General features: G+C 74.6%; 14 protein-coding genes. 3 read left to right on the top strand and 11 right to left on the bottom strand.

Features of this window, described 5'->3' with window-relative positions:
• The 3 genes from ACFY60_RS28655 to ACFY60_RS28645 form a co-directional block, all read right to left on the bottom strand.
• The coding region (locus ACFY60_RS28655; RefSeq protein WP_351219746.1) for a biotin carboxylase N-terminal domain-containing protein at positions 1–93 on the bottom strand (93 nt) is incomplete at its 3' end.
• A 60-nt stretch (positions 94–153) separates the two neighbouring features.
• Positions 154–1329, bottom strand: a complete 1176-nt coding sequence (locus ACFY60_RS28650; RefSeq protein WP_387793363.1) for a sensor histidine kinase — start codon at positions 1327–1329, stop codon at positions 154–156.
• Complete coding sequence (locus tag ACFY60_RS28645) at positions 1326–1862, bottom strand: flavin reductase family protein (protein WP_387793365.1); 537 nt, start codon at positions 1860–1862, stop codon at positions 1326–1328. Before ACFY60_RS28645 ends, ACFY60_RS28650 begins: the two co-directional genes overlap by 4 nt.
• A gap of 216 nt (positions 1863–2078) precedes the next feature.
• Here ACFY60_RS28645 and ACFY60_RS28640 point away from each other — a divergent pair, with 216 nt between their 5' ends.
• Entirely contained in the window at positions 2079–3668 is a 1590-nt protein-coding gene (locus ACFY60_RS28640; protein WP_387793367.1) for an aspartate aminotransferase family protein, read from the top strand.
• Positions 3669–3889: 221 nt separating this feature from the next.
• On the opposite strand, the gene ACFY60_RS28635 is transcribed toward ACFY60_RS28640, so the two are convergent.
• Positions 3890–6064 (bottom strand): BTAD domain-containing putative transcriptional regulator, encoded by a 2175-nt coding sequence (locus tag ACFY60_RS28635; protein WP_388616916.1) that lies wholly within the window; start codon positions 6062–6064, stop codon positions 3890–3892.
• A gap of 325 nt (positions 6065–6389) precedes the next feature.
• Between ACFY60_RS28635 and ACFY60_RS28630 the strand changes: the two genes are divergently transcribed.
• Positions 6390–6878 carry a pyridoxamine 5'-phosphate oxidase family protein gene (locus tag ACFY60_RS28630; protein ID WP_388616913.1) on the top strand — a complete coding sequence of 163 codons (489 nt, stop codon included), beginning with the start codon at positions 6390–6392 and terminating at the stop codon, positions 6876–6878.
• Positions 6879–7134: 256 nt separating this feature from the next.
• Here the strand turns inward: ACFY60_RS28630 and ACFY60_RS28625 are convergent, their stop codons facing one another.
• From ACFY60_RS28625 to ACFY60_RS28595, 7 genes are all read right to left on the bottom strand, one after another.
• Complete coding sequence (locus ACFY60_RS28625; RefSeq protein WP_309031459.1) at positions 7135–7320, bottom strand: hypothetical protein; 186 nt, start codon at positions 7318–7320, stop codon at positions 7135–7137.
• Complete coding sequence (locus ACFY60_RS28620) at positions 7320–8054, bottom strand: 4'-phosphopantetheinyl transferase (protein WP_388616910.1); 735 nt, start codon at positions 8052–8054, stop codon at positions 7320–7322. Before ACFY60_RS28620 ends, ACFY60_RS28625 begins: the two co-directional genes overlap by 1 nt.
• Positions 8051–8971, bottom strand: a complete 921-nt coding sequence (locus ACFY60_RS28615; protein ID WP_388616907.1) for a metallophosphoesterase family protein — start codon at positions 8969–8971, stop codon at positions 8051–8053. Before ACFY60_RS28615 ends, ACFY60_RS28620 begins: the two co-directional genes overlap by 4 nt.
• Positions 8968–9669 carry a thioesterase II family protein gene (locus tag ACFY60_RS28610; RefSeq protein WP_388616924.1) on the bottom strand — a complete coding sequence of 234 codons (702 nt, stop codon included), beginning with the start codon at positions 9667–9669 and terminating at the stop codon, positions 8968–8970. The genes ACFY60_RS28615 and ACFY60_RS28610 overlap by 4 nt, the downstream gene beginning before the upstream one ends.
• A gap of 50 nt (positions 9670–9719) precedes the next feature.
• A complete protein-coding gene (locus ACFY60_RS28605; protein WP_388616905.1) occupies positions 9720–10619 on the bottom strand; it encodes a TetR family transcriptional regulator in 900 nt (299 codons plus the stop codon).
• 187 nt (positions 10620–10806) lie between these two features.
• The gene (locus ACFY60_RS28600; protein WP_352061819.1) at positions 10807–11232 is read right to left on the bottom strand and encodes a nuclear transport factor 2 family protein; all 426 of its coding nucleotides are present in this window, start codon (positions 11230–11232) and stop codon (positions 10807–10809) included.
• Between the two features lie 63 nt (positions 11233–11295).
• Positions 11296–11679, bottom strand: a complete 384-nt coding sequence (locus ACFY60_RS28595) for a YybH family protein (RefSeq protein WP_388616903.1) — start codon at positions 11677–11679, stop codon at positions 11296–11298.
• A 272-nt stretch (positions 11680–11951) separates the two neighbouring features.
• On the opposite strand from ACFY60_RS28595, the gene ACFY60_RS28590 reads away from it, so the two are divergent.
• The gene (locus ACFY60_RS28590) at positions 11952–25799 is read left to right on the top strand and encodes a type I polyketide synthase (protein ID WP_388616901.1); all 13848 of its coding nucleotides are present in this window, start codon (positions 11952–11954) and stop codon (positions 25797–25799) included.
• Positions 25800–25840 lie beyond the last annotated feature (41 nt).

Here is a 25840-nt window from a genome sequence, read left to right as displayed (position 1 = left end):
ATACACGGCCACGCTGCCGATACCGGCATCCCGGCACGCCCGGGCGACACGGACAGCGATTTCGCCACGGTTGGCGATGAGCACCTTGCGCACGACGGCTCCTCAAACCCTCAAACCTGGATCACGACATGATTCGTAGCGTGCCGGGGGACCTCACGCGTGGGGGAATCCGGCGGACGATCCCCCGCGCGTCCCGTGCCGGTGGGGCCGCAGCGGCAGATGGGCCTCCACGTGCGTCCCGTCGACGGGGGAACTGCTGACGGTCAGGCGACCGCCGGCGTCCTCCATCCGCTCCGCCATCGAGCGGAACCCGTGGTGGGGGTGGCCCGGCCGCAGCACCCGCTCGACGTCGAAGCCGTGACCGTCGTCCTCCACGCTCGCGTACGCCCACCAGCGGGTGGACCGGATGGAGACCTTCACGCGCGTGGCCCCCGAGTGGGTGAAACTGTTGCGCAGCGCCTCGCGGACCGTCAGGTACAGGTCGCGGCGGCGGATGTCCGGCAGCATGCCCTCGTCGCCGGTCATCCGGACGGTCACCCGGACGCCCTCGGGAGCGGCCTCGGCCGCGAACTGGCGCAGCGCCGTCTCCAGCGGGGGGACGACGGACCGCTCCCGCACCCCGCCGACCAGGGCCCGCAGACGCGCGTCCGTGGCCCGCAGGGCGAGCCGGGCGGCGGCGATGCGGTCGGCGGCGACCGGCTGGGGAAGTTCGTCGCACTCCTCCAGGGCGAGGCGTGCGGTGGTGACGCCGTCGGCGACGTCGTCGTGCAGCTCCCGGGAGATCCGGCGCTGTTCGCGCCAGCAGCACACGGACGGGTCCGCCGGGGCGTCGCTCTCGTCGGCCTGCCGGACCGCCTCGCCGAGGGCCCGCACAGTTCCCTCGTCGAGGCGGCCGCTCTCCATCATCTGGAGCACGGCGCACTCCAACAGCAGGACCGACGCCGCCGCGGTGTGGTGGGGGGCCGGCTGGACGGGCGGAGCGTCCGGCACGGTGTCGTCCGCGGGGACGGACCGGGGACCGAAGGCGGCGGCGAGGACGGCGCGGGCCCGGCCGAGGAGCGCCCTGCGGACCGCGCTGTCGAAGCGGACCGCCGCGTTCAGCGTCGCCGGAAGCGCCGACTCGAACCGGCGCAGCACCGCGTCCACGTACTCGGGGCCCGGCCCCGGATCCGCCGGAGAGTCCTCCGGCGTCCGGGGCATGAGCTGCCGTGCGACGGGCTGCGCCGGGGACGCCTTCTGCGCCACACGCGCGAGTCCTTCCTGCAGGGCCTCCGCGAAGCCGGGGCCGATGACGGCCTCCCAGCCGCCGACGGCCGTGTCGGCGGTCATCGGGAGGGCGAGTCCGCGCGCTGGAACGCGCCGCTGAAGAACAACAGCCCGTCCTCGCCGTCGCTGCGGCTCGCGCCGACCACGTCACCGATGAAGACCGCGTGGTCGCCCACGTCGTAGGCGGCCGACAGCTCGCACTCCAGCCAGGCGAGCGAACCGTTCAGCAGGGGGGCGCCGGTCTGCGGGCCGGGGGTCCAGTCGACGCCGGTGAACTGGCTGGGCCCGAGCGGCCGCTGCTTGTCGGCGAAGAACCGGGCCAGGCCCTCCTGGCCGGCCTCCATGATCGAGACACCGAAGTGCCCGGCGGAGGTGATCGCCTTGTGCATCACGGCGCTGTGCGCGACACAGCACAGCACGGACGGCGGGTCGAGGGAGACCGACGTGAAGGCGTTCGCCGTCATGCCGTGGATGTGCTCCCCGCCGACGGACAGGACGGTGACGCCGGTCGCGAACAGGGACATGACCTCGCGCAGGGGGGCGGGGTGGGCCGCCGGCTCCCGGGAAATGGCGACGCCAGTGGATACGGAATTCATGCCGCGCCTTTCATGTAATCCATGGGAAGAAATGTACGGGGGGCGTCCCGCGGGTCGGGCATCGCCGAGTAACTGGACGCTCAGCCGGGCGCGCGGGAGCGGAGGATTACCGTTTCGTGAGCGGGCGTTCATGGGGGATGAGCGGCCGCTGGCTACGATCTGGGCGTTTTCGGTCAGGTCACTGACCGATCAGGTCACTATTGGGTGAGGGGTGGCATGAATACCGTCTCTGCTGATCCGCAGCTTGCGGAACCGTATCTGCTCGGATGGCTGGCGTCACTCGGTCTCGATGTCGAGTACGTACGGGCCGAGGGAAATACGCTCTATTACCTCGGGGAGAACGGCGAGGAGATTCCCGTTCTCGATTTCGCGGGCGGCTACGGGTCGCTGATCCTGGGGCACAACCACCCCGAGATCGTCGCCCACGCGCAGCAGCTGATCGGGTCGCAGACCCCGGTGCACGCGCAGTTCTCGCGCCACCCGTACGCGAACGACGTCGCCGTCGCGCTCAACCGGATCCTCCGGCGCGAGCTGGGCACGGAGGAGAACTATTCGGCCATCTTCGCCAACACCGGCGCCGAGGCGGTCGAGGCGGCCGTCAAGCACGCCGAGCTCGACCGCGGGCTGCGCCTCGCCGCGCTGCGGGAGGAGCTGGCGGAGAACCTGGCCGCCGCACGGGACGCCGTGGCCGGCGGGGCGCGGGTGGCCCCGGAGGCGTACCGCCTGGTCGGGGTCGAGGAGCGCGAGGGCGCGGACGGCTTCGAGGCGCTGGTGGCCGGGATCGAGCGGCACAACGCCGAGCAGACCGGCCGCCCGCCGGTCCTCCTCACCCTGGAGGGCGGCTTCCACGGCAAGCTGGTCGGCAGCGTGCAGCTCACCCACAACGAGGGCTACCGGACCCCGTTCGCCGCGCTCGCCACGCCCTCGCGGTTCGTCCCCGCGGGCAACGCGCCGGCGCTCAAGGCGGTCCTCGAGAACGAGCGGGCGACCGTCTTCGACCTGGTCGTCGAGGACGGCACGGTGTCGGTGACCGAGCGGAACTCCCCGGTGTTCTGCGCGTTCGTCCTGGAGCCCATTCAGGGCGAGGGCGGAATCCGCGTCCTGTCGGAGGAATTCGCGCAGGAGATCCAGCGGGCCTGTGCCGAGGTCGACTGCCCGATCATCGTGGACGAGGTCCAGAGCGGAATGGGCCGCAGCGGCGACTTCCTGGCGAGTTCCGCGCTCGGACTGCGCGGCGACTACTACGCGCTGGCCAAGAGCCTGGGCGGCGGAATCGCGAAGACTTCCGTCATGCTCACCCGGCAGTCCCGCTACCGTTCCGAATTCGAGCTGGTGCACAGCTCGACCTTCGCCAAGGACGCCTTCTCCTGCCTCATCTCGCAGAAGGTCCTGGAGATGCTGGAGGCGGACGACGGCGCCGCGTACCGGGCCGTGCGCGAGCGCGGGGCGAAGCTGATGGACATGCTGGCCGGGGTGCGCGCCGACTTCCCCGACGTGGTGAAGGACGTGCGCGGGCGGGGTCTCATGCTGGGCCTGGAGTTCCACGACCAGTCCGGATCCGGCTCCGAGGCCATCCGCGAGAGCGCCCCGCTGCTCGGCTACACGGTCGCCGGCTACCTGATGCGGGAGCACCGCATCCGTACCTTCCCGACCGCGAGCGCCGTGAACACCCTGCGCTTCGAGCCGTCGCTGTACCTGACCGACGCCGAGATCGGCCGGCTCGAGCAGGGCCTGCGCGCGGTCTGCGGCCTCTTCCGTACGCACGACGGCGCCGGGCTCACCGGTACCGCGGCCGAGGCGGCCTGACCGCACCCGCGGGCCGGTTCCGCACCGGCCCCATGGACCCGCCGAGCGGGCCGTCCTCCCCCACGGGCGGCCCGCTCGGCGTGTTCAGCGGGCCGCGGATCCGCGCGCCGGGCCCCGCGTACCCCCACGGGACGGGCCGCGCGCCCCGGCCGTGCCCGGCGGCGCCCCTCCGGGCCGGCCCCGCCGGGCACGGGGCCCGGTGCGCGACAGCCCGGTCGGGCTCATACGCCGACCGGGCTCGCCAGTGCCTCCTCGCGTGTCACCGCCGCCACCGGGGCCGGTGGCGGGCTCGCGGGCGGCAGCAGCGTCAGCGTGGACACCCTGCGCCGGCCGCCGCCCCAGCCGGGGCGCCGTTCCAGCAGTTCCGGCCGGGCCGTGGCCACCACGATCAGCGGCGCCGTCCCCGCCCCGTCGGCCAGCTGTTCCAGCCGGTCCAGGAGCGCGTCGTCGGAGCGGTGCACGTCGTCGAGGACCACGACGAGCGGCTCCAGCGCCGAGGCGAAGGTCAGGAACTCGCTCCAGGTGGCCAGGATCTCCGGCATCCGGTCCGGCGGCGGCGCGACCGTCCCGGGCAGCAGGGGCAGCAGCGTCCGGCGCAGCCGTGTGCGGCACTCCTCGGTGACCGGCAGCCGCCAGAGCGCCGAGGTCAGCTTCTCCCGTACGACGCGGGCCGGGTCGCCGGGCAGCAGGCCGCAGTACTCGGCGAGGATCTGCCCCGGCATCGTCGGCGTCCCGTCCGGGCCGGTCGGCTCGCGGGCGACGAGGATGCGGGCGGCCGTCTCCGGCTGCCGGGCGATGCTCTGCCCGAACTCCCGCAGCAGATGGGTCTTGCCGACGCCGGGCGCGCCGAGCACCGTCACCAGGTGCGGTACGGAACGGTTCCTGGCCCAGTCCAGCAGGCCGTTGAGCACGCCGAGCTCGTACGCCCGGTCGGCGCCGGGACCGGCCTCCTGCCGGACCAGATCGACCGCCTGCCAGGTGTCGGGCACGTCCCCGGCCGGCCGCGAGACCACCGAGGTGCCCGTCGCGCGCCGGGTGGCGCCGCTCATCCACACCTCGCCGTCCGGCACCCGGGCCAGCAGCGTCCGGCCGTCGTCCAGCACCGACCCCACCGCCGACAGGGGCGCCACACCCTCCGCGCCCGGCCGCAGCCGCACCAGCGCCTGACCGGTCGTCACCACCGCCCGCAGCGAAGGGCCCTGGTCGGAGGTGAAGCGGTTACGGAGGGTCAGCGCCGCCCGTACCGCGCGCTCCGGGTCGTCGTGGCGCGGTCCGTGCGCCCCGAAGAGGGCCAGCGAGACGGAGCCGATGGAAGCCATGACCGTACCGCCGAAGCGTTCGACGACCTGCCCGACGACGTCCTCGGCGCTGCCGACGGTGGTGCCGATCTCGCCGGGGTGCGCCTCGTCCAGGTCGTCGTGGCAGACGTTCATCAGGACCGCGCTGACCGCGATGCGCTGGGTCACCGTCGTCCCGCCCGTGCCGTTCGCGCCGCCGGTCGGCGCGGCGGGCGGGCGGGCCGCGCCGAGCGGGCGGCCGGTGTGGTCGGCCGGCGGCCGGGGTGCCTCGGGCGCCGGCGGGGCCAGGGTGACGGAGGAGCGGCGGATCACCGGCCACCCCACCTCCTGGCTCAGGGCGGCGTCGTGGGTCAGTATCGACCGCTGGAGCATCCGCAGCCCGCGGCCCGGCTCCAGGCCGAGGTTCTCCACCAGGGCCGAACGGGCCCGGTCGTAGACGTTCAGGGCGTCCGCCTGGCGGCCGCAGCGGTAGAGGGCGATCATCAGCTGTCCGCAGGCCCGCTCGCGCAGCGGCTCGGTGTCGACGAGCGTGGTGAGGTCACCGATCACCGAATGGTGGCGACCGCACGCCAGTTCGGCGTCGAAGAAGTCCTCGAGGGCGTCCAGGCGGGTGCGGCGGGTCGCTTCGATCTCCGGCCAGCTGAAACCCGACTCGGCCAGATCGGCCAGGACCGGGCCGCGCCACAGCTCCAGACCCTCGCGCAGCAGGCGCGCCGCCGTCTCCGGGGCGTCCGCGGCCAGTGCCGCCCGCCCCTCGGAGACCCGCCGCTGGAAGACGGAGAGGTCGACGTGGTCCGGCTCGACGCGCAGCACGTAGCCGGGAGTTCGGGTCACCAGGGCGGGCGGACTGCCGGTCGGCGGTTCGGGGAGGGAGGCCAGCATCGAGCGCAGGCCCCACACCGCGTTGTGCAGGATCTTCCGGGCCGTGACGGGGGCGTCGTCGGAGTCCCACAGCGCCTGGACCAGCTCGCTGGCGGCCACGACCCGGTTGGTGCGCAGCAGCAGGTACCCGAGAGTCGCCCGCTGCTTGGTCCCCCCCAGCGCGACCGGCTCGCCGTCGGCCGTCACTTCCAAAGGCCCCAGCAATCCGAACTGCATAGCCCCCCGCTCTCCGGAAACAGATATTCCCTCAATCAATGGCTCCGACCCGAATCGGAGTGGAAATTCTTGGAGCATCAGTGGCCCGTGCCGAACTGGTCGGAGGATTCGCCTGGAAGTATGACACGACGTTCTTGAAGTCCCCTTGAAGCCGTTCGCCCCGGTCTGGTAAGCGCGTTCGGGCGCGCGCGACGGTATCGCGGCGATAACTCACTGACCTAAAAGTGCGTGGTTCCGTCATGAGCCGGGCTGTTGCATGCTGGAGGTGTGCAGGCTCCCCCGCCCCGCACCCGGAAACAACACCCGCTCGTCCGAAGGAATCGCCATGGTCGTGAAGGTGGAGAAGTTCTCGGAGATCGAGGGGGAATTCTTCGAGTACGTCAAGGACATCGTCTACTGCACGATGATCACCGTCGACCGGAAGTCGCGCCCCCGGGCCCGGGTGCTGCTGCCGGTCTGGGAGGTCGTCGACGGCCGGCCGGTCGGCTGGCTCGCCGCGCACAGGACACCGGTCAAGACGGCTCACCTGGCGCACAACCCGCACACGACGTACTCGTACTGGAATCCCCGGCAGAACGCCGTCTTCGTCGACTCGGTCTCCACCTGGGCCTCGACGCCCGAGGAGCGGGAGTACGCCTGGGACCTCTACCGCAGGGGGAGCCCGGCGGGGGTCGGCTACGACCCGCGCAACTTCTGGCGCGGGGGCCCCACCGATCCCGAGTACCACGTGCTGCGCATCGACCCCTGGCGGGTCCAGGTGCTGCGCGGGACGGATCTGTCCAGCCGGATGTGGACCGACGCGTCCGCAGGCTGAGACTCCCGGTGCGGACGTGTCGGTGGTCGCCCGTCCGCACCGGGCTGCCAGGCCCCCCGTCCGGCCCGATCCGCCGGACGGGGAGCCCGGCCGTGGCGCCGGTCCCGGGCCTGTGGGGGTCCCGGGCGGCGTGCTTCCCGGCGGGGGCGTGCGGGTACGCGCGCTCCCGGCGGGCGGGTACGGGCCGGTGTGGTCCCCGGCCCGTACCCCGGCGGCGGTGGGGGCGTCCGCCGTGCCGCGGGCTCCTGGGCGGTGCTCAGTCGATGCCGCGGACGATGTGGGTCTCGCCGGGCCGCTCCTCGTCGCAGCCGGCCAGCTGCAGGGGCGGGTGCAGCAGGGTGTGGAGGAGCGCCTCGGGCAGGGTGTGGACCTCACGCAGCACGTGGAGCAGGGCCTCCGGGAACGCCCGGTCGGCGTCGGGCCGGTACAGGTGGTCGCGCATCATGTCCTCCAGTCGTCGGGTCGGGCGGCGTCGGTACGCGGTCCCGGCACCCGGCCGGATCCCGTGCCCTCGGGGGGACGCAGGGCGATGGCGGTCACCACCAGCCCGTTCCCCACGCGCCACCGTCCGTCGAAGGCGGTGATCCGGACGCCGTTCACCACCGGTCCGGGGACCAGGAGTTCGGCGCGGAACGTGCCAGCCGACGGATCGGGGGTGATCACGGCCTCGTCGAAGTCCAGAGGCCGCCCGGTGAGGGGGAACCAGGTCTTGTAGACGCTCTCCTTGGCGCTGAACAGCAGCCGGTCCCAGGCGACGGCGGGCCGCCGGGCGGCCAGTTCGCGCAGCACGGCGCGCTCGCGGGGGAGGGAGACGGCCTCCAGCAGGCCGGGGGAGGGGAGCGGCGCGTTCGGTTCGGCGTCGCAGCCGATCGACGCGAAGTCCTCGCGCAGGGCCACGGCCGCGGCCCGGTAGCCCTGACAGTGGGTCATGCTGCCGACCACGCCGTCCGGCCAGCGGGGCGCGCCCTTCGTGCCGGGCAGCAGCGGCACCGGCGGCAGGCCGAGGGTGCCCAGCGCCTCCCGGGCGCAGGCCCGTACCGAGGCGAACTCCCGGCGCCGGGCGGCGACCGCGCCGGCGACCACCCGCTCCTCCTCGGGGAAGAGACCGAGCGGTTCGGGCCCGTCGTGGAACCGTTCGGCCGTCACGGCGGGGGCGGGCAGCAGTGAGGCGATCACCGTGGCCCCCCGGCGGCCGGCGCGGCGGTGGCGGCGGGGCGTCCCGGGGGCGGGCCGCCGGCCGGCAGGATGCGTACGGGGCGGCCGGGGGTGCCGGGGCGCCGGCGCCACTCGCGCGGGTAGCCGAGCGACACCTCGTGGTGCGGCACGCCCTGCTTCCGTATCAGCCGCGGGATGTGGAGGTGGCCGTACACGACGGCGGCCGCGCGGTAGCGGACCGGCCAGTCGTCGGTCGCCTCGGTGCCGCACCACAGGGCGAAGTCCGGGTACCGCAGCACCTCGGTGGGCTCCCGTACCAGCGGGAAGTGGTTGACGAGCACGGTCGGCAGGTCCGCCGGGAGCGCGTCGAGGCGCTCGGCGGTGCGCAGCAGCCGGGCCCGGCACCAGTCGGCGACGGTGGGGTACGGGTCGGGGTGCAGCAGGAACACGTCGGTGGCGACGACGCCCGCCTCGTCCGCGCGGCGCAGCGCCTCCTCGGCGGTGCGCACGCCCGGGCGGCGGAAGGTGTGGTCGTACAGGAGGAAGAGGGGCACGACGACCGCCGGCCCGCCGGGGCCGCGCCACACGGGGTACGGATCCTCGGGGGTGGTCACGCCCAGCTCGCGGCAGAGCCGGACGAGGGCCTCGTAGCGGGCGGCCCCGCGCTCCTGGACCGGGTCGTCGGGCGGGGTCCACAGCTCGTGGTTGCCGGGCGCCCACACGACCTTCCGGAAGCGGCGGGCCAGCGTCGACAGGGCCCATTCCACGTCCGCCATGTGCTCGGCGACGTCCCCGGCGACGAGGAGCCAGTCCTCGTCGGAGGCGGGCCGCAGGGCCTCGACGACCGCGCGGTTCTCGGGGTATCGGACGTGGAGGTCGCTGACGGCCAGCAGGCTGCCGGAGCCTGGGGAAGGGCCGTCAGGCGAGGGCGGACTCACGCCGCCGGGCCCGCGGCGAGCAGGCCCGTGGTGATGATGCCGGCGACGTCGGTGGTGCGCTCGTCCAGGTAGAAGTGCCCGCCCGGGAGGATCTCCAGGGCGAAGTCGCCGGTGGTGTGGTCCCGCCAGCCGGCCGCCTCCTGCACGGTGACCACCGGGTCGGCGTCGCCGACGACGACGGTGACGGGGGAGGCCAGGGGCGCGCCGCCGTTCCAGTGGTACGAGCCGAGGGCGCCGTAGTCCGCGCGGAGCGCCGGCAGCACCATCTCGAGCAGCTCGGGATCGTCGAACACCGCGTTCCCCGTGCCGCCGAGGCCGCGCACCGCGGCGACGATCTCGGCGTCGCCGGCGAGCCGGTCGTGCACGCTGGGGTGCGGGGAGGGCGCGCCGCGCCCGGAGAGGAACAGCCGGTTCGGGCCGGGCCGCCCGGCCGCGGTGAGCCGGCGGGTGGTCTCGTAGGCGAGGACCGCGCCCATGCTGTGCCCGAACAGGGCGTACGGCTCGCCGGTGAGCGGCTTCAGGGCCTCGGCGAGGGCGTCGGCGTGGGCGGTGACGCTGGTGAAGGGCTGCTCGCGGCGCCGGTCCTGGCGGCCCGGGTACTGGACGGCCAGCACGTCGAGCCGGTCACCGAGCGCCCGGGAGAGGGGGACGAACGCGCTGGCCGCGCCGCCGGCGTGCGGGAAGCACACCAACCGCATGCTGCCTTCGGGGGCGGCCGTGCCGAAGCGCCTGAACCACGTGCTATCCACTACGTCCCTTTCTGCGGGCCGGTACCCGGCGGCACCAGACGGGGGAGCATGAACTGCCAGAACTGGCTCAGCCGTTCCTGCGAGAGCCAGGCGGGATCCTTGCGGCCGAGGGCCTCGAAGCCGACGGTCGACGCGGCGACGACGGTGACGGCGTCCTCCGGGTCGGTGCCGTCGGCGAGCGCGCCCCGGCGGGCGGCGAGCCGCAGCGCGGACGCGATCCAGTCCCGCCACTGGCCGTGCAGGTCGGCCCGGCTCTGCCACGAGGGTTCGCAGCCGAGCGTGAAACCGGCACGCAGGACGACATCGGTGTTGAGCTGGTCGAACAGCCGGTGGGAGGTCGCGACGACCAGCCGCACCGGATCGGGGCGGTCGGTCCCGCCGGTACGGTCCGCACGCTCCGGTCCCGCACCGGCGGCGGGCACCGGCCGGTCACCGGTCGTCAGCGGTACGGCGGGCACCGGTGTGCCGGTCACCGGTCCGCCGGCCGTCCTCACCGGGACGGGTGACACCGGCCGGCCGCCGGGCACCGGTCCGCCGGCCGCGCGGGCGCGGCCCGCCGGTTCCGTACCGGCTCCCGGCCTCGCGCCGCCCGCCGTCGTCGTACGCCCGGCGGCGTCCAGGTCGTCGCCGGCGTACGTGCCGTCGGCGGCGTCCAGGTCGTCGTCGGGGTCCAGATCGGGGCCGGTGATCAGGCGCAGGCGTGCTTCCGCCGCCCGCTCGATCGCCTCGGCCAGCGCGCCCTTGCTGGCGAAGTGGAAATGCAGGGCGCCACTGCTCACCCCGGCCTTGCTGCAGATGGCGGAGAGGGAGGCCGACACGAATCCATCCGTGTCGAAGATCTCCGCAGCGGACCGGAGGAGCGCCTCGCGTGTGCGAACAGCGCGTTCCTGCTTAGCCATGTGCACTCCGTGGATGCCTGGGGGCGCGGCTGACGGCCCCTCAAGAACGTCCAGCGTAATGAACCGCGCTTGCGGTTTGCTATCGGCCCGATCGTAGCCGTCTTGAAAGGTTCACCCTCCGGCCCGGAGGTTCCCTGGCCTGCCCGGACGGGGGGATGGACCGGGCAGGCCAGGAGAAGGGGGGACCCTACTGGGGCAGCAGGGTTCCCGCGACGGGACGGTCGATGGCCATGAGCCAGCGGCCGTCCTCACCACGGCGGAGCACATCGGTGCAGTTGCCCTCGATGCGGGTGGGCTTGCCGTCCGCGTCCGTGCCGTCGACGCTGAACTTCACGCCGATCAGGGCGACGTCGCCGGCGACGTACGCGTGGGTGATCTCGGCCACCAGGAACGGCTTCGGCGCGAGGAATTCCTTGAAGAACTCCGTGCGCTCCTTGCCGGTCAGCGGCGAACCCGAGAAGTTCGAGATCGCGTCGTCGCGGTAGAGAAGGTCGAAGAGGGCGCCGTCACCGGAATTGAACAGCTGGATGAAGATCTCGTTCTGAGTCTCCGAGTCGCCGGTCAGGTCCGGGTTGTCGACGTCGAAGTCGACCGTGATCCCAGGAATGCTCATGGTCTGCGAACACCACTTTCTTGGTCGGGTCAGGCTTCCGTGCCGGAGGCCGGTGGGGGGCGCTTACTGCTGCTGCTCGCCGTACGGGTCGTCGATCGCGTAGCGCCAGTTGCCGTCCGCGCCCTTGCGCAGCACGTCGACGCCGACGCCGGTGAGCAGCTCCGGCTCGCCCGCGTCGTTGACGGTCGCGATCGACCAGTCCACGATCAGCAGCGCCGTGTCACCGGTCACGAAGGACTGGCGCGGCCGGGCGCTCATCTTCGGCTTCCGGGCCAGGAACTCCTTGACGGCGTCCTTGCGGGCCTGGCCGGTGAGCGGCACGCCCGGTTCCCAGACCGCGACGGCCTCGTCGGTGTACATCGCGTTCACGGCGTCGACGTCACCCGAGTTGAAGGCCGCTTCGTACAGAGCGGTGTGCTTTTCGACATCGCTGGTGAGATTGCTCATGGCGAGACCATTCCTGCTTTCTTCCGGCATGGCACCCGGGAATTCGAGGAGTTTCACGCAGATCTGGCCCGAACATAACGGGTTGCACCTCACCGGCCGCCCACCGACAAGTAACGGACCGGCCATCTCGTGACCGAAACCTGCGGTTACCCGTGCATGACCCGGTGTTGAGAGGAACCAGGGCAACCGGTCTTAAGGTCAACAATGCGGGGTTCCATATCCGGGATACTCAGGCCGCTTCGAAATCAGTGAGGAAAGGGCAGCCGAGCGCCATGACGACTAATCGCAATTCTGTGGAGAGCCGGGCGTCGCGAGGCCAGGACGGAGCCATCGCCGTCATCGGTCTGTCGTGCCGGCTCCCCATGGCCCTCGGCCCGGCGGACTTCTGGCAACTGCTGCGCACCGGCAAGGACGCGATCACCGACGCGCCACCCGGACGCTGGGACACCGCCGCCCCCGAGGACACCCCGGGTGTCCGCCGGGGCGGATTCCTCGACGGCATCGGCGAGTTCGACGCCTCGTTCTTCGGCATCTCGCCCCGCGAGGCCGCCGCCATGGACCCGCAGCAGCGCATGGTCCTGGAGCTGGCCTGGGAGGCGCTGGAGGACGCCGGCGTCCTGCCGGCCTCCCTCCGCGACTCGCGCACCGCCGTCTTCGTCGGCACCCTGCGCGACGACTACACGAGCCTGGCCGGCCAGTACGGCGAGCAGGTCATCACCCAGCACTCGATGACCGGCCTCAACCGCGGTGTCATCGCCAACCGCGTCTCCTACTACCTGGGACTGCGCGGCCCCAGCCTCACCGTCGACGCCGCCCAGTCCTCCTCCCTGGTCGCCGTCCACCTGGCCTGCGAGTCCCTGCGCTCGGGCGAGTCCACCACCGCCATCGCCGCCGGCATCAACCTCAACATCCTCGGTGAGAGCGCGGTGACCGAGGAGCGCTTCGGCGGTCTCTCCCCGGACGGCACCGCCTACACCTTCGACGCCCGCGCCAACGGCTTCGTACGCGGTGAGGGCGGCGGCGCCGTCATCCTGAAGCCCCTGGACCGGGCCGTCGCGGACGGCGACCGCGTCTACGGCGTCATCCGCGCCTCCGCCGTCAACAACGACGGCGCGACGCCCGGCCTGACCGTCCCCAGCCGCGAGGCCCAGCGCCAGGTGCTCCGCGAGGCCTACGAAAAGGCCGGAATCAGCCCCTCCGATGTTCAGTACGTCGAGCTGCACGGGACCGGTACGCCCGTCGGCGACCCCATCGAGGCCGCCGCCCTCGGGGACGTCTTCAGCGCCCACCGCGCGCCCGGCGACCCGCTGCTCGTCGGCTCGGCCAAGACCAACGTCGGGCACCTGGAAGGTGCCGCCGGCATGGTCGGCCTGCTCAAGGCGCTGCTGAGCCTCACCCACCGCGAGATCCCCGCCAGCCTCAACTTCGAGACCCCCAACCCGGCGATCGACCTCGACGGCCTCGGCCTCGCCGTGCCGCGCGAGCTGACCGCCTGGCCGCACCCCGACCGCCCCCTCGTCGCGGGCGTCTCCTCCTTCGGCATGGGCGGCACCAACGCCCACGTCGTCCTCAGCGAGGCCCCGGCCACCGACCCCGCCGCCGGGGGCGCCTCCGGCGACGCCTCCGAGCCGGCCGCCGAGGACGCCCGGCCCGTCCTGCCCTGGATCCTCTCGGGCCGGGACGCCGACGCGCTGCGCGCCCAGGCCCGCAGGCTGAGCGCCTTCGCCGCGACCGGCGAGGCCACGCCCGCCGACATCGGCTGGTCGCTGCTCACCACCCGCACCACCTTCGACGAGCGCGCGGTCGTCCTCGCGGACGGCAAGGACGCCTACCTCGCCGGTCTGGATTCCCTCGCCGAGGGCGCCCCCGGCGCCGGCGTGGTCACCGGAAACATACGGGACGGCCGGGCCGCTTTCCTCTTCACCGGTCAGGGTGCTCAGCGCGCCGGGATGGCGCGGGAGTTGTACGCGTCGTTTCCGGCGTTCGCGGCTGCGTTCGACGAGGTGGCTGGTCTGCTGGACGCGGGTCTGGGCGGTTCGGTCCGTGAGGTGATCGCCTCGGGTGAGGGTCTGGACGAGACGGGGTGGACGCAGCCTGCGCTGTTCGCGGTCGAGGTCGCGTTGTTCCGTTTGGTCGAGTCGTGGGGTGTGCGGCCGGACTTCGTGGCCGGGCATTCGATCGGTGAGATCGCCGCCGCGCATGTGGCGGGTGTGTTCTCGCTTCAGGACGCGGTACGGCTGGTCGTCGCCCGCGCCGGTCTGATGCAGGCGCTGCCGAAGGGCGGCGCGATGGTCGCCGTCCAGGCCACCGAGGCCGAGGTCGCGCCGCTGCTCACCGACGGGGTGGCGATCGCCGCGGTCAACGGTCCCCAGTCCCTGGTCGTCTCCGGTGAGGAGGCGGCGGTTCTGGAGGTGGCCGGGAAGCTGGCGGAGCAGGGCCGCAAGACCCGGCGTCTGACGGTCAGCCACGCCTTCCACTCGCCCCTCATGGACCCGATGCTGGACGAGTTCAAGGCCGTCGCCTCGCAGCTCACCTACAGCACCCCCCACATCCCCGTCGTCTCCACCCTCACCGGCCGCCTCGCCGACGGCGACGACCTGCGCACCGCCCAGTACTGGGCCGACCAGGTCCGCGGCACCGTCCGCTTCGCCGACGCCGTCCGGACGCTGACCGACGAGGGCGTCACCTCGCACCTGGAGATCGGCCCCGACGGCGTCCTCTCCGCCCTCGCCGAAGGCGCCGTCCCCGCCCTGCGGCGCGGCCGCGACGAGGTCACGACCCTCCTCACCGCCGTCGCCACCCTCTTCACGCGCGGTGTCCCCGTCGACTGGCAGGCCCTCTACGCCGGCACCGGCGCCCGCCGCGTCCCCCTGCCCACGTACGCCTTCCAGCGACAGCACTACTGGTTCGAACCCCGCTCCACCGAGCGCGCCACCCCCGCGCTCCCGGCCGCCGCGCCGCGCGAGCCCGCCGAGGCCCCCACGCCCCGCGGCGAACTCGGCGCCCGGCTCGCCGCGATGTCCCCGGCCGAGCGGTCCCGTGCCGTCACCGACCTGACCTCCACGCACATCGCCGCCGTCCTCGGCTACGCCCAGGGCCGCCGCGCCGACGCCCGGGCCTCCTTCAAGGACCTCGGCTTCGACTCCCTCATGTCCGTCGAGCTGCGCGACCGGCTCGCCAGCGCCACCGGGCTGCGCCTCGCCAGCGGACTCCTCTTCGACCACCCCACCCCCGAGGCGCTCACCGCCCACATCGAGGCCGAACTGACCGGTGCGGCCGCCGCCGACGACGCGTACCTCGCCACCCCCCTCCAGGACGACGAGCCCATCGCCATCGTCGCCATGGCCTGCCGCTACCCCGGCGGCGTCTCCTCCCCCGAGGACCTGTGGCGGATCGTCGCCGAGGGCACCGACGCGATCTCCGGCTTCCCCACCGACCGCGGCTGGGACGAGGACCTGTACGACCAGGACCCCGACCGCTCCGGCAAGAGCTCGGTCCGCGAGGGCGGCTTCCTGCACGACGCGGCCCTCTTCGACGCCGGCTTCTTCGGCATCTCGCCGCGCGAGGCCCTCGCCATGGACCCGCAGCAGCGCCTCCTCCTGGAGACCGCGTGGGAGGTCGTCGAGCGCGCCGGCATCGACCCGCAGACCCTCAAGGGCAGCCGCACCGGCGTCTTCGTCGGCGCCACCGCCCTCGACTACGGCACCCGCCTGCACGAGGCCCCGCAGAGCGTCGAGGGCCACCTGCTCACCGGCTCCACCAGCAGCGTCATGTCCGGGCGCATCGCCTACCAGCTCGGTCTCGTCGGCCCCGCCCTCACCATCGACACCGCCTGCTCCTCCTCGCTGGTCGCCCTGCACATGGCCGTACGGTCGCTGCGCCAGGGCGAGACGACCCTCGCCATCGCGGGCGGCGCGACCGTCATGTCCGCGCCCGGCATGTTCGTGGAGTTCTCCCGGCAGCGCGGCCTCGCCGCCAACGGCCGCAGCAAGTCCTTCTCCGCCGACGCCGACGGCACCTCCTGGGCCGAGGGCGTGGGTCTCCTCCTCGTCGAGAAGCTGTCCGACGCCCGCCGCAACGGCCACCAGGTCCTCGCCGTCATCCGCGGCACCGCCGTCAACCAGGACGGCGCCTCCAACGGCCTGACCGCCCCCAACGGCCCCTCCCAGGAGCGGGTCATCCGCCAGGCCCTCGCCGACGCCCGCCTCGCCCCGTCCGACGTCGACGCCGTCGAGGCCCACGGCACCGGCACCCGCCTCGGCGACCCCATCGAGGCCGAGGCCATCCTCGCCACCTACGGCAGCGACCGAAGCGACCGGGACCCGGTGTACCTCGGCTCGCTCAAGTCGAACATCGGGCACGCGCAGGCCGCGGCCGGTGTCGGCGGCGTCATCAAGATGGTCCAGGCGATGCGCCACGGCGTCCTGCCGCGCACCCTGCACGTCTCCGAGCCCACCCCCCACGTCGACTGGACGGCCGGCGCCGTCGAGCTGCTGACCGAGGCCCGGGAGTGGCCCGCCACCGAGCGCGCCCGCCGCGCCGCCGTCTCCTCCTTCGGCATCAGCGGCACCAATGCCCACGTCATCGTGGAGCAGGCCGAGGACGAAGCGGCGGACGAGCGGGCCCGTACGGCCGCCCCCGCCGGCACCGCCACCCCCGACCGCCCGGAGGGCGACCCCACCACGCCCGCCCTCTGGGCACTCTCCGCCCCGGACCGCACCGCCCTGGCCGCCCAGGCCGAGGCGCTCCACACCCACCTGGAGCGCCGGGGCGACCCGGCGGAGCTCACCGCACGCGACCTCGCCGACCTCGGCTTCTCCCTGGCCACCACCCGGGCCACCTGGGCCGAGCGGGCCGTCGTCACCGGCACCGGCCCGGACGCGCTCCTCGCCGGGCTCGACGCGTTGCGCCGGGGCGCCGACGCGCCCCAGCTGGTGACCGGCTCCGCCGCCCGCGCCGGGCGCACCGCGTTCCTGTTCACCGGCCAGGGCGCCCAGTACCCGGGCATGGGCCGCGAACTGTACGCGGCCCACCCGGTGTTCGCCGCCGCCCTGGACGAGGTGTGCGCGGCGCTGGACCCGCACCTGGACCTCGGCCGGCCGCTGCGCGAGGTGATGTTCGCCGACACCACCGCCGACGAGTCCACCGCGGCCCTGCTGCACGAGACCCGGGCCACGCAGCCCGCCCTGTTCGCCCTGGAGGTCGCCCTCCACCGGCTCGCCGAGGCCCACGGGCTGACCCCCGACGCCGTCGCCGGCCACTCCATCGGCGAACTCGCCGCCGCCCACGTCGCAGGGGTCCTCTCCCTGGAGGACGCCGCCGCCCTCGTCGCCGCCCGCGGCCGGCTGATGCAGGCGGCCGTCCCCGGCGGTGCCATGGTCGCGATCCAGGCCCCCGAGGCCGAGGTCGCCGAGACCCTCGCCGCCCACACCGGCCGGCTCGCCGTCGCCGCCGTCAACGGCCCCGAGGCCGTCGTCATCTCCGGCGACGCCGACGCCGCCGACGAGGTCGCCGAGCTGTGGCGCGAACGCGGCCGCAAGACCCGGCGCCTGACGGTCAGCCACGCCTTCCACTCGCCGCACATGGACACGATCCTCGACGAGTTCCGGCAGGTCGCCGAGGGCCTGACCTACCACGCGCCGCGCCTCCAGGTCGTCTCCACCGTCACCGGCCTGCCCGCCGGCGGCGACGACCTGCTCACCCCCGACTACTGGGTGCGGCAGATCCGCGAGGCCGTACGGTTCCTCGACGCCACCCGCACCCTGGAGGACGAGGGCGTCACCACCTTCGTGGAGATCGGCCCCGACGCCGTCCTCACCGCCATGGCCGGCGGCTCCTTCCGCGCCGACACCTCCCAGGCGGTGGCGCTCCAGCGGGCCGGCCGCCCGCAGTCCGAGACGCTGACCGCCGGGCTCGCCCGCGCCCACACCCTCGGCGCCCCGCTGGACCTGGCGTCGTTCTTCCCCGGCGCCTCCCGCGTCGAGCTGCCCACCTACGCCTTCCAGCGCCGCCACTACTGGCTGAAGCCGGAGGCCCGCACCGACGCCCGCAGCCTCGGCCTCGACCCGGCGGGCCACCCGCTGCTCGCCACCTCCGTCGAGCTCGCCGCCGGCGAGGGCCTGGTCCTCACCAGCCGCCTCTCGCTCGCCGGCCACCCGTGGCTCGCCGACCACCGCATCCACGGCACCGTCCTCGTGCCCGCCACCGCCTTCATCGAGCTGGCCTCCGCGGCCGGCCGGGCCACCGGCGCCGAGCACCTGGCCGAACTCACCCTGGAGGCACCGCTCGTCCTGCCCGAGCAGCGGGCCGTGCGCGTCCAGGTCGCCGTCGCCGCGCCCGACGCCTCCGGCGCCCGCACCTTCACCGTGCACTCCCGCCCGGAGACCGACGACGACGAGCAGGGCACCTGGACCCGTCACGTCTCCGGCGCCCTCGCCGAGACCCCGGCCGACACCCGGGACGCGAGCGACCCGGTCTTCGAGGAGCTGCGCCAGTGGCCGCCCGCCGACGCCCGGCCGGTGCCGCTGGACGACGCGTACGAGCGGCTCACCGACCTCGGTTACGAGTACGGGCCCGTCTTCCAGGGGCTGCGCGGCCTGTGGCGCGTCGATGACGGCCCGGTCTACGCCGAGGTCACCCTCCCCGACGACCAGCACGAGGCCGCCGCCCGCTACGGCGTCCACCCCGCCCTGCTCGACGCCGTGCTCCACCCGGTCGTCCTGGACGCCGCCGAGGGCGCCGACCCGGGCACGATCCGGCTGCCGTTCGCCTGGAGCGGGGTCACCACCCACGCGGTGGGCGCCACCACCCTGCGCGTACGGGTCGAGCAGGCCGGCACCGACGCGGTGAGCCTGCACCTGGCCGACGCCGCCGGCGCCCCCGTGGCCACCGTCGACTCGCTGGTGCTCCGCCCCGTCGCCAAGGACCGGCTGGCCCCGGCCGTCACCACCGACGGACTGTTCACCGTCGCCTGGACCACGCTCACCCCGGCGGGCGGCCCCGCGCCGCGCGTCACCGAGATCACCGGCGACGAACTGCCCGACCCCGAGGGCCTCGACACCGACATCCTCCTCGTCCGCGCCGGCGCGGAGGACGCCGGGGACGGCCACACCCCGGCCGCCGCCCACGCCGCCGCCGCCCGCGCCCTGGAACTGACCCGGCGCTGGCTCGCCGACGAGCGCCACGACGGCACCCGCCTCGCCTTCGTCACCACCCGCGCGGTCGCCACCGCCCCCGGCGAGGAGGTCGACGGCCTGTCCGGCGCCCCCGTCTGGGGCCTGCTCCGCGCCGTCCAGACCGAGCACCCCGGCCGCCTCCTGCTCCTCGACACCGACGGCACCGCCGAGGCCGAGGACCGGCTGCCCGCCGCGCTCGCCACCGGAGCCGCCGGCGAACCGCAACTCGCGCTGCGCGGCACCCGCCTGCACGCCCCCCGGCTCACCCGCGACCGCGCCCCGGCCCCCTCCGACGCGCCGCGCCTCGACCCGCAGGGCACCGTCCTGATCACCGGCGGCACCGGCGGCCTCGGCGGGCTCCTCGCCCGCCACCTCGTCGCCGAGCACGGCGTGCGCCACCTGCTCCTCACCAGCCGCCGCGGACCGGCCACCCCCGGCGCCGAGGAGCTCGCCGACGAGCTGGCCGAGCTGGGCGCCCGGGTCACCACCGTCGCCGCCGACGCCGCCGAACCCGAGGCCGTCACCGCCCTCCTGGAGTCGGTCGACCCCGCCCACCCGCTCACCGCCGTCGTGCACACGGCGGGCGTCCTCGACGACGCCACCGTCGAATCGCTCACCCCCGAGCAGCTGGAGAAGGTCCTGCGGCCCAAGGTCGACGCCGCCTGGCACCTGCACGAGCGCACCCGGGACCTGGGCCTCGCCGCCTTCGTCCTCTTCTCCTCCGTGTCCGGCATCACCGGTACGGCGGGCCAGGCCAACTACGCCGCCGCCAACACCTACCTGGACGCCCTCGCCGCCCACCGCCGGGCCCGCGGCCTCGCCGCCACCTCGCTCGCCTGGGGCCTGTGGGACTCCAGCCACGGCATGGGCGCCCAGCTCGGCGACGCCGACCTGGCCCGCTGGAAGCGCGCCGGTGTCGACCCGCTCGACCCGGAGACCGGCCTCGCCCTGTTCGACGCCGCGCTCACCGGCGGCGACGCCCTCGTCGTACCGGCCCTGTTCGACCTGGCCCGGCTGCGCGAGGCGGCGGCGGACGGCACCCCGCCCGCCCTGCTGCGCGGCCTGATCCGGCCCCGCGCCACCGCGCGGGCCGCCCAGGGCGCCACGCCCGGCGCCGCCGGCGGCGGCACCGAGTGGGCCCGCCGCATCGCCTCCCTCCCCGAGGAGGAGAGCCGCGCCGCCGCCGCCGACCTCGTCCGGAGCATCGTCGCCGGCGTCCTCGGCCACGCGAGCCCGGAGGGCATCGACCCCGAGCGCGCCTTCAAGGAGATCGGCTTCGACTCGCTGGCCGGAGTGGAGCTGCGCAACCGGCTCAACGCCGCCACCGGACTGCGGCTGCCCGCCACCGCCGTCTTCGACCACCCCTCGCCCGCGGCCCTCGCCGCCTACCTGCACCAGCAGGCCGCCGGAACCAAGCAGGCCGCCGGCGCCGCCCCGGCCCGCCGCGCCGCGGCCTCCGCCGACGAGCCGATCGCCATCGTCGGCATGGCCTGCCGCTTCCCCGGCGGCGTCGCCTCCCCCGAGGACCTGTGGCGGCTCGTCCTGAACGGCACCGACGCCATCACCGAGTTCCCCGACAACCGGGGCTGGGACCTGGACACCCTGTACGACCCGGACCCGGAGCACACCGGAACGTCCTACACCCGGCACGGCGGCTTCCTCCACGACGCCGACCAGTTCGACCCGGCGTTCTTCGGGATGTCACCGCGCGAGGCCATCGCCACCGACCCCCAGCAGCGCCTCCTCCTGGAGACCGCCTGGGAGACCTTCGAGAGCGCCGGCATCGACCCCGCCACCCTGCGCGGCACCAGCACCGGTGTCTTCACCGGCGCCATGTACGACGACTACGCCTCGCGCCTCGCCAAGAGCCCCGAGGAGTTCGAGGGCTTCCTGCTCGCCGGAAACCTCTCCAGCGTCGTCTCCGGCCGCCTCTCCTACACGTACGGCCTCGAAGGCCCGGCCGTCACCGTCGACACCGCCTGCTCCTCCTCGCTCGTCGCCCTGCACCTGGCCGCGAACGCCCTGCGCCAGGGCGAGTGCGACCTCGCGCTGGCCGGCGGCGTCACCGTGATGTCCGGTCCCAGCACCTTCGTGGAGTTCTCCCGCCAGCGCGGCCTGGCGGAGGACGGCCGCTGCCGCTCCTTCTCCGCCGACGCCTCCGGCACCGGCTGGGCCGAGGGCGTGGGCCTGCTCCTCGTCGAGAAGCTGTCCGACGCGCGCCGCAACGGCCACCAGGTCCTCGCCGTCCTGCGCGGCTCGGCCGTCAACCAGGACGGCGCGTCCAACGGCCTGACCGCCCCCAACGGTCCGGCGCAGGAGCGGGTCATCCGGCAGGCCCTCGCGGGCGCCGGCCTCGCCCCGTCCGACGTGGACGCCGTCGAGGCGCACGGCACCGGCACCAGCCTCGGCGACCCGATCGAGGCACAGGCCCTGCTCGCCACCTACGGCCAGGACCGCCCCGAGGACCGGCCCCTCTACCTGGGCTCCCTCAAGTCGAACATCGGGCACGCGCAGGCCGCGGCCGGGGTCGGCGGCGTCATCAAGATGATCCAGGCCATGCGGTACGGCACCCTGCCGAAGACCCTGCACGCCGAGAACCCCTCGCCGCACATCGACTGGGACGCGGGTGCGGTGGAGCTGCTCACCGAGGCCCGGCAGTGGCCGGTCACCGGCCGGCCCGCCCGCGCGGCGGTGTCGTCCTTCGGCATCAGCGGCACCAACGCCCACGTCATCCTGGAGCAGTCCCCGGACACCCCGGCCCCCACCGCCCAGGCCGCCCCGGCCGCCGACGCGGAGGGAACCGGGAAGGCGAGCGCGACCGACGGCCGCGTCCTGCCCTGGATCCTGACCGCGAAGGACGAGAACGCCCTGCGCCGCCAGGCCGACCGGCTCCACCGCCACCTCACCGAGCGGCCCGCACTCGCCCCCGGCGACGTCGGCCTCTCCCTGGCGACCACCCGCGCCACCCTGGAGCACCGCGCCGCCGTCCTCGGCACCGACCGGGCCGGCCTCATGACGGGCCTCGAAGCCCTCGCCCGCGGCGAGTCGAACCCGTCCGTGGTGCGCGCGACCACCGGCCGCCGCGGCAAGACGGCCTTCCTGTTCACCGGACAGGGCAGCCAGCGGCTCGGCATGGGCCGCGAACTGTACGAGTCGTCGCCCGTCTTCCGCCGCGCCCTGGACGAGGTGTGCAAGCACCTCGACACGGAGCTGTTCCGGCCCCTCAAGGACGTCCTCTTCGCCCCCGCCGGCTCGGCGGACTCGGCGCTGATCGACCAGACCGCCTTCACCCAGGCCGCCCTCTTCGCCGTCGAGGTCGCCCTCTTCCGGCTCGCCGAACACCACGGCCTGACCCCGGACTACCTCCTGGGCCACTCCATCGGCGAGGTCACCGCCGCCCACCTGGCCGGCGTCCTGAACCTCGCCGACGCCTGCACCCTCGTCGCCGAGCGGGGCCGCCTGATGCAGGCCGCCCGCGAGGGCGGCGCGATGGCCGCCCTCCAGGCCGGCGAGGAGGAGGTGCGGTCCCTGCTCGACGACTACGACCTGCACGCCGTCGCCATCGCCGGCCTCAACGGCCCGCAGGCCACCGTCATCTCCGGCGACGAGCACCTCGTCGAGGAGATCAGCACCGTGTGGCGCACCCGCGGCCGCAAGACCAAGCGGCTGCCCGTCAGCCACGCCTTCCACTCGCCCCACATGGACGAGGTGCTCGACGAGTTCCGGAACGTCGCCGAGTGCCTGACCTACCACGCCCCCCGCATCCCGGTCGTCTCCAACGTGACCGGCGTCCTCGCCACCACCGAACAGCTCACCTCGCCCGACTACTGGGCCACCCACATCCGTGAGGCGGTCCGCTTCCACGACGGCGTCCGGCAGCTCGAGGAACTCGGGGTCACCGAGTACGTCGAGATGGGCCCCGACGGCGTCCTCACCGCCATGGCGCAGGCCTGCCTCACCCGCGAGGCCGGATTCCTCGCCCCGATGCTGCGCTCCGGCCGGCCCGAGGCGGAGACCGTCGCCGCCGCCGTCACCGGCGCGGTGCTGCGCGGCGCCCGCCCCGACTGGAAGACCCTCTTCCCGGGCGCCCGCCGGGTCGAGCTGCCCACCTACTCCTTCGACCACGGCCGCTACTGGCTGGAGGGCTCCTCCAGCCCGGGCGACGCCGAGGGCTTCGGCCTCTCCGCCGTCGGCCACCCGCTGCTCGGCGCGGCCGTGCGGGTCGCCGACCGGGACGCGTACCTCTTCACCGGCCGCGTCTCCCGCCGCAACCACCCCTGGCTGGAGGGCCACGCCGTCCGCGGCACCGTCCTCGTGCCCGCCACCGGACTGCTCGACCTGGCCTTCCGGGCCGCCGAGCAGGTCGGCTGCGACCGGGTCGAGGAGCTGACGCTCGCCGCGCCGCTCGTCCTGCCCGAGCGCGGCGCCGTCCAGATCCAGCTCGTCGCCGGCGAACCCGACGAGAGCGGCGGCCGCACGCTCGCCGTGTACGCCCGCCCCGACGAGGACGGCACGGACCAGCCGTGGACCCTGCACGCCGAGGGACGGCTCGGCACCGGCGCCGGCACCCCCGAGGGGCTGCTCGCCTGGCCGCCGGCCGGCGCCACCGAGGTCGGCCTCGACGGCGTGTACGACCGCCTCGCCGCCACCGGATACGGCTACGAGGGCGCCTTCCAGGGCCTCACCCGGCTCTGGAAGGGCCAGGACGAACTCTTCGCCGAGGTCGTCCTCGCCGAGGAACACCGCTCCGACGCCCCCCGGTTCGGCCTCCACCCCGCCCTCCTCGACGCCGCCCTGCACCCGCTGCTCCCCGGTGTCGCCGAGGCCGAGGGGCCGTCGTGGCTGCCGTTCTCCTGGTCCGGCGTGAGCCTGTACGCCACCGGGGCGACGGTCCTGCGGGTCCGGCTCTCCCTCGACCGGTCCGGCGACGACTCGCTGCGGGCCGCGCTCACCGTCGCCGACGGCGCGGGCGCCCCCGTCGCCGCCGCCGAGTCGCTGCTGCTGCGCCCGCTCTCCGAGGAGGCGCTGCGGGAGGCCGGCACGGCCGCCCGCGACGGCCTGTTCGGCCTCGGCTGGACGGAGCTGCCCGCCCCGGCCGCCGGCGCGGACCGCACCGGCTGGGCGCTGCTCGGCACGGCGACGGCCACGGCGGACGCGTACGAGAACGTGGCGGCCCTCGCCGCGGCGCTCGACGCGGGCACCCCGGCCCCCGCCGTCCTCCACCTGCCCGCCACGGACGCCGCCGACGACGGCCCGCTGCCCGAGCGGGCCCGTACCGCCGTCGCCCGCGTCCTGGACACGGTGCGGGAGTGGCTGGCCGACGACCGGCTCGCCGAGACCCGGCTCGTCGTCACCACCCGCGGCGCCGTCGCCGCGGGCGGCGGGGACGTCACCGACCTGGCGCACGCCGGAGTCTGGGGCCTGCTCAGGTCCGCGCAGACGGAGAACCCCGGCCGGATCGTCCTCGTCGACCTGGACCCCGCCGACGGGGACGGCGACGGCCCGGTCGCCGCCGCCGTCGCCACCGGCGAACCCCAGGTCGCCGTCCGCGCCGGCACCCTCACCGTCCCGCGCCTGACCCGCACCGGCCCCGCCGCCGACCCGGCGGAGCCCCGCTGGGACGAGGGCACCGTCCTCGTCACCGGCGCCACCGGCGCCCTCGGCGCGATCCTCGCCCGGCACCTGGTCACCGTCCACGGCGCCCGCAGGCTGCTGCTCCTCAGCCGCCGCGGACCCGACGCCCCCGGTGCCGCCGAACTGCGCGCCGAACTCGAGGAGCTCGGCGCCCACGCCGAGACCGTCGCCTGCGACGTCACCGACCGCGACTCGCTGGCCGGGGTCCTCGCCGGCATCCCCGCCGAGCACCCGCTGACCGCCGTCGTGCACACCGCCGGCGTCCTCGACGACGGTGTCGCCGCCCGCCTCACCGCCGAGCAGCTGGAGAAGGTCCTGCGGCCCAAGGTCGACGCCGCCTGGCACCTGCACGAGCTGACCCGGGACCTGGACCTCACGGCCTTCGTCCTCTACTCGTCGGTGGCCGGCCTCATCGGCACCGCCGGCCAGGCCAACTACGCGGCCGGCAACACCTTCCTCGACGCCCTCGCCGCCCACCGCCGGGCGAACGGCCTGCCCGCCGTCTCCCTCGCGTGGGGCCTGTGGGCGCAGGCCAGCACCATCTCCGGCGGCCTCGACGAGACCGACCTGCGCCGCCTGGCCCGGGTCGGCCTGCGGCCCCTCGCCTCCGACGAGGCGATGGCCCTCTTCGACGCGGCCCCCGCCACGGGCGAAGCGGTCCTCGCCGTCACCCGTCTCGACACGGCCGTCCTGCGCAGCCGGGGCGACGAACTGCCGCCCGTCCTGCGCGCCCTCGCCGGCCCGCCGAAGCGCCGCACCACCACCGCGGCGAGCACCGGCGCCACCGAGGAGGCCTCGCTCGCCCAGCGGCTCGCCACCCTCGGGGCCGCCGAGCGGGAGCGCGCCCTCACCGACCTCGTACGGGCCCAGGTGGCCGGTGTCCTCGGACACGGCGACCCGAGCCGCATCGAGGCCGACCGGGCCTTCCAGGAGCTCGGCTTCGACTCGCTGACCGCCGTCGAGCTGCGCAACCAGCTGGGCCGGGCGACCGGACTGCGGCTGCCCACCACCCTCGTCTTCGACCACCCGTCGCCGCAGGCGCTCGCCGCCCACCTCCTGGGCGAACTCGCCGTCGAGGAGGCGTCGCCGGCCGATCCGGTGCTCACCCCGCTCGCCGGGCTTGAGGCGGCCATCGCCGCCGCCGCACCGGACCAGGAGGCCCGCGACCTGATCACCGCACGGCTGAAGGAACTGCTCAAGGCGGCCGAAGGCGCCGGAGACCCCGGACGTCCCGAGGACACCGTCGACGACCAGGACCTCGAGACCGCCAGCGACGAGGAGCTGTTCGCGCTCCTGGACGAACTCGAATGACCCGCACCCGCACGGTGCGCGCCGCCGCCGCTTCCGGCGGC

The organism is Streptomyces sp. NPDC012827, assembly GCF_042900905.1.
Classification (GTDB): domain Bacteria; phylum Actinomycetota; class Actinomycetes; order Streptomycetales; family Streptomycetaceae; genus Streptomyces; species Streptomyces gulbargensis.
The sequence above is the reverse complement of the archived record's forward strand: the minus strand, read 5'-3'. Positions and strand labels throughout refer to the sequence as shown.